Below are 8,917 nucleotides of genomic sequence, written 5' to 3'. Positions count from 1 at the left end.
TCCACCGCGACGATCTTGACGTGCCGCAGGCTGGTGTTGCTCTCCGGCACGGTGCCGACCGCGGGAATCTGCGCCTGCATCATCCCGGCGGTCGCGGCGACCTTACCGCGCAGCGTCGTCTCATCCACGGCGAAACCCGCGGTCGCGCCGACGTGCACTTCGAGATGATCAATGTCCGCTTCGAGATTCCACTGGCCGCCATCGGCTCGCCCCAGCGTATGGGTGACCTGGATAGCGATCAGGCTGGCCGCCACCGTCGGCGCCGCCGGTGTGGACGGCGGGATCACGTCGGGGCTGGCGACCGCCGTCTCAACTGCGCTCCACGGGCCCCTGTTGTTGTTGGTATCGACGGCCCTGATGCGCCAGTCGTAGGCCAGGCCGGGCGTCAGGTCGAGCACCATCGTCTGCAGCGTCCCCCACGCGGCGTACGTGGTCTGCCACCCTTCGGTGCCGGCCGGGGAGACGCCGAAGGCGATTTCGTAGTGCGCGCCATCCAAGATCGTGGACCCGTCGGAGTTCAGCGGCAGTTCCCATCGGAGCAGCATCCTGGCCCGCGTCGAACCGTCCGGGCCGACGTAGACGCCGCTCTCCAACGGCAGCACCCAGGACACCGGCCCGGGCACCGTCGAATCCGGCACCGGTCGGGGGCCGACCGGTTCGGTGCCGCGGCCTGACAGCGGCTGCAGCAGGTCTCCCACATCGACGGTCGTCTGGCCGCCCTCGTGGGCGACGTACGGTGTCAGATCCAGCCACTCGCCGCCCGGGCCACGGTAGGCGACCGTCATCGCTGGCGTGACCGGCCACGATGCGCCCACCATGCGCAGGCGGACCGGATGGATGAGTTCGCCGCGGAACATGAGCTCGTTGTCGAAGTCGACCAGGCCCGTCTCCCAGTCGTACACCCACGCCCATTCGCCGGGCCGGAACGCCCCGGACACGTCGTAGTCGTCGGTCGTCATCCTCATCTGCGACCGCGGGGTGACGTACTGGTCGAGCTGGTACTGCGCACGCGCGGCGGCGTTGCCGCCCGACGTCGTGCTCTCGGAGATGACGCGGGTCCGGTTGACCGGCTGGCCGCGCAGATCCCGGTACGGCACGTCCGGGTTGTTCGCGGCGGCAGTCACAACCGAGCTGCCGTTGCCCTCGGCTATGAGCACGACCCTGCTCGTCCACTCCTTGACGTCCTGGCTGACCCCCATATCTCCGCGCAGGCCGCGCAAGTGCAGGTCATCCCCGTCGGTGTGCAAGTTCGGGCGCTTGCGCACGATCACCGTGGACGGGGTCTGCTCGTACAGGTCGGTGGCCAGGCCCGCATCGAGCTTGCAGCTGCCCGTCACCCGCCACTCGGCGCCCATGGTGGTGGCCACGTAGGCGATCGCCTTGCGCTTCGACTGCCAGACGTGCGTGCCCCGATACACGCCCGGAACGCTGTGCAGGGTGCCCTCCACCACCGCGGTACCGTTCCCCAAGATGGCGCGCATCGCCTGGGCGAAACTGCTGTTGAGGGAGACGGGCGTCTCCAGGACATCGCCTTTGCCGTCCGTGTCGCCGAGCCACACCGCGGTGGACTGCCCGCTGACCTGCTTGCGCAGGTGGTCCACGTCCCGGGCGGTCACCACCCCGACGTACCTCGCCATGTCGAGCAAGTGGTCGCCGTACTGCCCGGGCTCCACGTGCGCCGGCACAAACGCCAGATGCCCGAAGTACTCGATCTTGTCCAGCACAGTCTTCGGGGTCTCGTCGATCAGCGTGATCTGCCACGACCCGAGCTCCATCAGCTTCTCCGAGACCGGCACTGGTCACCCCCGATGTGTCTTGGACGAGGCGCTGGAGCCACGCCTAAGGTGTGGCCATGAGCGATGCAGACGACGACGTGTGAACCGTGGCGGACGGGCGGTTCCGAGTCCGGTTGAACGGCTCCGGCAGCATTTCCGTGAACTTCGGTGACGGCGAGTTCGACGTGGACGACTTGGTCGCCGACGCCCTCGCTGCCGCTTTGTCCCAAGCAGCCGCCCGGCGGCGCGCTCACACCGTGCTGTGACCTACCGGCGCACGGCCGCCACGACCTCCGGGATCGCGCCGATGTACTGGGCCTGCAGGTCGGTCGCCCGATCGCCGGCGATCGCGGACCCGCCGTCGGCGACGACGCCCAGCCAGCAGTCCAACGTGGTCGCGTTCGTTTTCGTCAGGCCGCCCGCCGAGTGCAGGTCGAAGTGGCGGGCGCTGCCGACGACCACGCGGTTGCCGTCGGCGTCGTCGCTCCCGCGAACCGCGTACGACGTCGAGTCCGTCAGCGTCTCCGGCTCGGTCAGGTACACCGATATGGGGCCGGAGTCACCGCGCTGCAGCCAGCATTCGACGATGCGGGAGCCACGCCGCAGGGTCACGTCCAGGTAGGCGCGGCCGACTGGGCTGCGCAGCGCGGTGAGCCGGATCACGCACTGCTCCAAGTCGTTGCGCAGCACCCCGGCCGACTGCCAGCGGGTGATCTGCTCGGCGCCGACCTGCACCCGCCACTTCTTGCCGTGCCAACGGCCGTTTGTGAACGACGCCACTTCGAGGCTGCCGCCGCTCAGCGGTCGGACCCTGGCCAGGCCGTTGCTGAGCTCCCATTGGTCCGCTCGGAGCGGGTGGCCCGTCCCCACCCGTTCCGTTCCTTCGGTGAGGATCTTCACGCGGCCTCGCAGGTAGTGCTCGATGTCGCAGCCCCAGCGTGGGTTCACCCCGGCCGGCACTCCCCGGAACACGGTGATCGGACCGTCCGCACCCGACCGGGTCAGCAGGGCCGGCTGCGTCGCCCCGGTGTAGTAGCCGTACGCGCCGATGCTCGGTGCGCTCCACCGCTCTCCGACCTGGTTGAAGTCGTTCTGCCGGGTCGCTCCGATCAGTCTCGACTCCAGATCGACGTCTGAGTCCGGGCCGTGTCTCTGCAGGCTGAGTTTCCAGCTGATCTCGGTGATGCCCTGGCGTTTCCGGTCGAGCACATCGCCGCTGGACGACAGCACGGTGTAGTACCCGTTCCTCTCCTGTTTCTCCTGGAAGATAACCGGGACCAGCGCATCCTGCGATCCGAGTGCGCCGTCGAAACGGGCCCACACCTCGTCGCGTGTCACCAGCGGGCACACCTCGATGCCGGAGATGTGGAGCGACCACCCTTGGTAGGCGCTCTCGGACATTGCCTGCGTCTCCCGGAGCGTGAGGCGGCCGACCTGGATGTCAGACATCCGCGAACACCTCCTGCTCCAGCTGGCGGATCGCCTCTCGGAGCTGCTCCACGATCACCCGGTAGGCGACCGGGTTGCTCGGGTCCAAGACGCCTTGGATGGTGATGTTCTCGATCGTGATGCCGGGCCGCGTCTGCGCGGCCCCGGTGCTCGGCGCTGCGGGTGCACCAAACGTGCCGGTGTATGGCATCGCGGGCGAGGACAGGCCGTCGAAGGAGGCTGTTGCCGCGTCCGCCATGCGCTGCGACGCGGCCTTGATCATCGGCATGGTGCGGTCGATCCCGATGACCAGGCCGGGCGGCAGCTGCTTGCCGATGGCCTCCATCAGTTTGCTTGGGCTCGCGATGCCGAGGGCGTCCTTAACCCACTGCGGCATGATGCCGCTGAAGAAGCCGTAGATCGCGTTCTTGAACCAGTCCCACATGGATTGCAAGCCGTTCCAGAGGCCGCTGATCAGGTCTCTGCCGGCGTTCCACAAGGTGGAGCCCAGGTTCCCCAGCGCGCTCGTGATGCGGCCGGGGAGATCGCGGAACCACTGCAGCAGGTTGTCGATGCCGCGCGAGACGGCGTCGCGGATCTGGTCCCACTTCTCGCTGACGAAGTTCCGGACCGTGTCCCAGACCTGGTTCCACTGGTCGCTGATCGCGTTCAGGACGTCGGAGATCTTGGATCGGATCTCGTCGATCTTGGCCGCGATGTAGTTGCGGATCAGGTTCCACTTGGCTTCGACCCAGTCGACGACCATCCCGAGCCAGGTGGCGAACATCTCCGGCAACTTGCCGAACCACGAGACGATGTCGGACACCCAGTCGACGCCCCGCTGGAACCAATCCCTTAGCCCATTTATCAGATCGGGAATAATGGAATTTCCGATCAACAGGTTGTAGAGCCAGGTGAAAACTTCGCCGATCTTGTCGATCGCTCCCGAGATCAGACCCGCGACCCACTCGAACGCGGGCGCGAGCTTATCGGCCAACCAGGAGATGACCGACGCGATGATCTCGATCAACGGCGTCAGGACGCTGACGATCAAATTGAGCAACACCTGGATGAGCGGCATGACCGCAGTGACGAGGCTCGCGAAGATCCCGATCAACGGTGTGAGCAGCCCAGCCAAGGACGAAATGATCGGCAGCAGCGGCGTCAGGATGGCCTGGACGAGCTGAATCAGCGGTGGAAGCAGCGGCATGAGCGCCTGGAGGATCTGGCCGAAAACTTGCGCAACCAGGCCGAGGATCGGCGCCACCGCCTGCACGAGCTGCAGCAGCGGCGGCAAGATCGCCGAGATCAACGGCATGAGCGCCTGCACGAGCTGCATCACGATCGGCACCAGCGGCGTGATGATCTGCATCGCGAGCTGCAGCAGGATCGGCACGAGCGGGACGAACGCCGCAAGCAGTTGCCCCACCACGCCGACGAGCTGCACGATCACAGGAGCCAGGGCTGTGATCAGCTGGACGAACAGCGGCAAGAACTGGACCGCCAGCGGGACAATCTGCGCGAGCAGCCCGGCAAACATCGGGATCAACGGCGTCAATGTCGGCAACAGCCCGACGACGGCGGCAACGATCGACAAGATCGCTGGCGCGGCGACCTGCAGCGCGACCAGCAGCGCCTGACCGATCTGCGCCGCCAGCGACACGATGAGCGGCAAAACGGGCGTTACAGCCTGGACCAGGGTTGTGATGCCCTGAACCAGCACGCCGCCGATCTGCCCGGCCACTTGCGCCGCCAGCGTGATCAGCGGGCCGAGCACCGGCAGCAGCTGCGCGACGGCCTCGGCGACGGAGACGATCAGGGGCGCCACGGCGGTGACGGCGTCCGCGAGGACCTGGCCGAGCGTCACGGCCAGCTGGCCGAGGGGCGCGATCAGCGGTGCTACGGCTTTGAGCAGGCTGCTGATGACCGACAGCAGCGTCTGCCCGATCACGCCGGCGAGCTGCACGACGATCGGCAGCAGCGGCGCGAGCGCGACCAGCAACGTGCCGAACACCGTGACGAGCTGGCCGAGCACCGGCACAGCGGCCTGCACGAGCTGGACCATGATCGGCAGAGCGGCCGTCACCACCTGCCCGAGGATCGGCGCCAGCCCAGCAATCGATTGGCCGAAGGCCACCAGGGGCGGCACGATCCCCTGCACGGCGGCGAGTAGCGGGCCGCCGATCTGCTGCCACGCCTGCCCGACCGCGGCCAGGACAGGCGACAGCGCGGAGACCAGGCCGGCCAGGGCGGTCATGGCCGCGCCGCCGATCGTGGACGCCAGCTGGACGATGACCGGTACCAGCGGCGTGATGGCGGGCAGCACAGCGCCGACGAGCTGGGCCGCCAGCATCGCAAGCTGCGGAAGCAGCGGTGAGACCCCGGCGGCCAGCTGCGCGATCGTGGCGACCAGCGGCGTCAACGCGGGCAGCACGGATTGCACCGCGCTGGCCAGGCCGCCCGCGGTGATGGCGACGAGCTGACCCAGCGCCGGCAGCAGCGGAGCCAGCGCGGCCAGCAGCCCGGACAGCGCCTGACCGACCGGCAGCAGCGCCGGCGCGATCGCGGCGACCGCGCCGCCGAGCCCCTGAACCATGGCGACGATCCCGGGACCGAGGGCGGCCAGGGCGGGCGCGAGAGCGTTGACGGCGGACGTTAGGACGGGGCCGACCGCGGTCGCGATCTCGGCCACCTGCGGGGCGATGGTGGCCAGGGCGCCGGCCAGCGCGGTGAGCACCGGCAGTAGGGCGGCACCGACCTGGTGCAGCGCGGTGAAGACGGCGACCAGGACGTCTTGACCGGCGGCGCTGTTGATCCACTCGTTGAGCGCGCCAACGAGCTGGCCGAGCACGCCCAGCGCCTGCCCGCCCGCCGCCGCTGCGGCGTCCAGGAGCCCGGTGAAGACGCCCCACACGTCCAGCGCCAGGCGGCCGAGCTGCTGCAGCACGCTGGTGGCGTCCTGCAGCCAGGCCAGCGCCTGCCCGCTGGAGGCGATCTCCCCCATCCATTGGCCGAAGGTCGTCAGCACATCGCGGAGCCCGGAAGAGAAGCCGCCGAGCCACGTGCTGCCGACCACGCCGAGATCCGTGAACCCCTGCAGCAGCGGGTTCAGCGAGTCCCGGACCGCGCCGACAAGGTCGCGGGTGACGGCGAAGACGCTGTTGAACTGCGCGAGCGTGCCGGCGCTGGTGGCGAACTCCAGGACCTGGCGGACGATCCCGCCGAAGTCGGCCCCGAGGCCGGACACAGCCGGTCGGAGGGCGTCGAGCGCGGACACGAACCCGGCGAGGCTGCCGGCCAGCTGGCCGGTGAAGGCGTCCTGCGCGGCGGCCTGAAAATCCCGCAGGGCTGGAATGACCTGCTGGAATTCGTTGATGAACGCCTTGCCGCCTTCGGAGAGGCTGCCCAGCGCCGCCGCGAGAGCCTCCGTGTTGCCGGACAGGGCGGCGCTCATCGCCTCGCTCAGCCCGCCGGTGGCCAGCTGCCAGGCGGTGAACGCCGCCGCTCCGACCATCGCGACGCCGGGCAGCCCGGCCAGGAGCCCCGACAGAGGGGCGATCGCGGCGGCCAGCTCCACCGTGGCCGCGGCGGCGCTCGCTGCGGCGGCCCCCACCGTGGCCACCCCCGCGGCCAGCGTCGACCAGCGGGCGACACCGGCCAGGAGCCCGCCCGCCGCCGACGCAGCCCGCGTGAACCCGGCGGCGAGGTCGCCCAGGGCCGGCAGCATGGCCGCCAGCGCCCGCCGACCAACATCGCCGAGCTGGGACAGGCTGCCGCCCATCCCGGAGGAGAACCCGTCCCCCCACTCCCGGCCGGCGCGGCGGCCGTGGCCGTCCGCATCGACACCGTCGAATCCCTTGCGGACGTCGTCTCTGACGGAAGAGGTGTCGGCGCGGACACGCACGAACGCCTCGGCGAGCGGGGTTGCCATGGCACCCCCCGCCGAACGGCACGTCCGTTGATGCGGGGCGGCTTATGCTCCGGCGGCTGCTACCAGCTCGGCGATCTGCTGGCGGCGCTCTTCCGCGTCCTGCCGGTGCGGGGATCCGGACTTGCAGGCCTCGTCGAACGCCTCGTGCGGGTCGGCGGCGACGTCTTCGACACCGGCCAGGGCGAGCAGTGCCTGCGTCTGTACGAGGTCGGTGCGCCACTCGATCCAGCAGGCATGCATGACATCGAGAGCGTCAGCCAGCGGCAGATCGGTCAGCCGTAGGAGACCATCCGCGGCTCCTCCGCGGTCGGCGCCGGCTCCACGTGCTGCACGGTGACGGTGCCCCGCGAGAGCGAAACGACCTTCGACGTAGCCTCTCCGAGCGGCGGCCCAGCGAACGAGTCCGAGGGCCTCCGGGTAGGGCGCTCAGCGGAGTCCGAGATCAGGTCGCGCAGGATCTCCACCATGATCTTGCCGTCGGTGCGATTCACGCGGCAGTGCCGCCGGAATCGCTGGTAGTTGCTGCCGAGGAGCCCAGAGAAGACCTCGGCGAGGATGGCCGCGCCTTCCGGGCTCTCGGCCGTGACGCCCTGCTGGGCGAGCCGCGCGTACTCCGACAGATCGAGGAGACTCACGTTCGACTCGCACACCCAGGTGATGCCATCGAGCTCGAACTCCTGCGGTGGCCGGTCGCTACCGTCCTGCTCCTGCGGGCTGGACATGTAGGAGCGTTTCGTCATCGTCAGGCCCTCCTGGGGTGTTCGAGCATCGCCTTGAAGGGCGTCAAGCCCTCTGGTTTGGTGAGCAAAAATTCACAGTTGATCATGGCCTTTTCGGCTCCCTTCCTGCGTGGGATGCCGATCTGGCCCTGCGACAACGCCTGCCTGTAAACCCACCTCTCGGAATGATCTTCACTTTCAAAGCCGAGCTTCACGTTGGTTTCCTGGCCCAGCTCGGGCGGCTCGAAGGTCACCACGCCGACGCCGACCGTGATGGTGCCGCCGTTCATCGCAACCCGCAGGTTCGTGGCCGTCACCTCGGCCAACGCGAAGTTCAGGCCCATGTTTCGGCCGGTCAGCGCGATGGCGATCGGGTCGAGCTCCTCCGCGACCTCCACCGGTTCGCTCGACAACTCATAAGTGAATTCCGAACCTTCGTTCGTATATCCGAGGCCGGTCCAGGCCGGATCAACCGCCGCCCACGGCGTGGTCAGATCCATCGGCTCGGCAGCTCCGAGCGTGGCCAGGAACAGGTATCCGGGGCCGAGACTCAAGGCGCGGGGCTTGCCACGGGCCATGGTCACCTCTCCTTTTCTGTCGTGGCGGCGGCCTGGCCCTCATCGGTCACAGGCTGGTCAGGGGGAACGGCGGGCGGTTCGTCGGGGCGGCGCACCTTGTCGGCCCAGCCGAACCGTTCGACGTGGGCCGGCGGCACCTGATCGCCGGGGATGTGCGCGCGGGCGGCGCCGATGTACAGGGCCTGAGTGGCGACGTAGTACGGCGGCGTGTCCGGCTGGTCCTGCGCGGCGGCCGGCCTCTTGGCCGGGCGGGCGGCCGTCATGACGCGTACCGGAAGCACCCGACCGTCAGGTCCGTCGGCGCGTCGTAGGTGACGCCGGCGCGGCCGTTCGCGCCTGCGTAGTCGCTGCTGACCGGCACCTTCACCGTCGAGTTCGCCGGGATCGGCACCTCACGGTCGGCGATCGACAGTCCTCGGTACGTGCCGGGCGTCGCCAGCGTCGCGGTGCGAGCCGCAGCACCGGCGTTGACGAATTCCAGCCAGA

At 69.0% G+C, this 8,917-nt stretch carries 8 protein-coding genes; all 8 read right to left on the bottom strand.

The window, feature by feature from the left end; translation table 11 throughout:
- A partial coding sequence (locus tag ABD844_RS52135) for a hypothetical protein (protein WP_344897523.1) occupies window positions 1-1,775 on the bottom strand: 1,775 nt, incomplete at its 3' end.
- Between the two features lie 267 nt (window positions 1,776-2,042).
- Window positions 2,043-3,224, bottom strand: coding sequence for a hypothetical protein (locus ABD844_RS52130; RefSeq protein ID WP_344897520.1), 1,182 nt, complete (start codon window positions 3,222-3,224; stop codon window positions 2,043-2,045).
- Window positions 3,217-7,134: a hypothetical protein gene (locus ABD844_RS52125; protein ID WP_344897517.1), complete on the bottom strand. Its 3,918-nt coding sequence runs from the start codon at window positions 7,132-7,134 to the stop codon at window positions 3,217-3,219. The genes ABD844_RS52130 and ABD844_RS52125 overlap by 8 nt, the downstream gene beginning before the upstream one ends.
- Before the next feature lie 42 nt (window positions 7,135-7,176).
- The gene (locus tag ABD844_RS52120) at window positions 7,177-7,374 is read right to left on the bottom strand and encodes a hypothetical protein (RefSeq protein ID WP_344897514.1); all 198 of its coding nucleotides are present in this window, start codon (window positions 7,372-7,374) and stop codon (window positions 7,177-7,179) included.
- Between the two features lie 32 nt (window positions 7,375-7,406).
- Window positions 7,407-7,874: a hypothetical protein gene (locus ABD844_RS52115; RefSeq protein ID WP_344897511.1), complete on the bottom strand. Its 468-nt coding sequence runs from the start codon at window positions 7,872-7,874 to the stop codon at window positions 7,407-7,409.
- Window positions 7,875-7,876: 2 nt separating this feature from the next.
- Window positions 7,877-8,431 (bottom strand): phage tail tube protein, encoded by a 555-nt coding sequence (locus tag ABD844_RS52110; protein ID WP_344897508.1) that lies wholly within the window; start codon window positions 8,429-8,431, stop codon window positions 7,877-7,879.
- Between the two features lie 2 nt (window positions 8,432-8,433).
- Window positions 8,434-8,694, bottom strand: coding sequence for a hypothetical protein (locus ABD844_RS52105; RefSeq protein ID WP_344897505.1), 261 nt, complete (start codon window positions 8,692-8,694; stop codon window positions 8,434-8,436).
- Window positions 8,691-8,917 (bottom strand): hypothetical protein (locus ABD844_RS52100; RefSeq protein WP_344897502.1); only part of this gene is annotated, 227 nt, incomplete at its 5' end. The genes ABD844_RS52105 and ABD844_RS52100, both read right to left, overlap by 4 nt.

This window comes from Nonomuraea antimicrobica, assembly GCF_039536965.1.
Taxonomy (GTDB): domain Bacteria; phylum Actinomycetota; class Actinomycetes; order Streptosporangiales; family Streptosporangiaceae; genus Nonomuraea; species Nonomuraea antimicrobica.
The sequence above is the reverse complement of the archived record's forward strand: the minus strand, read 5'-3'. Positions and strand labels throughout refer to the sequence as shown.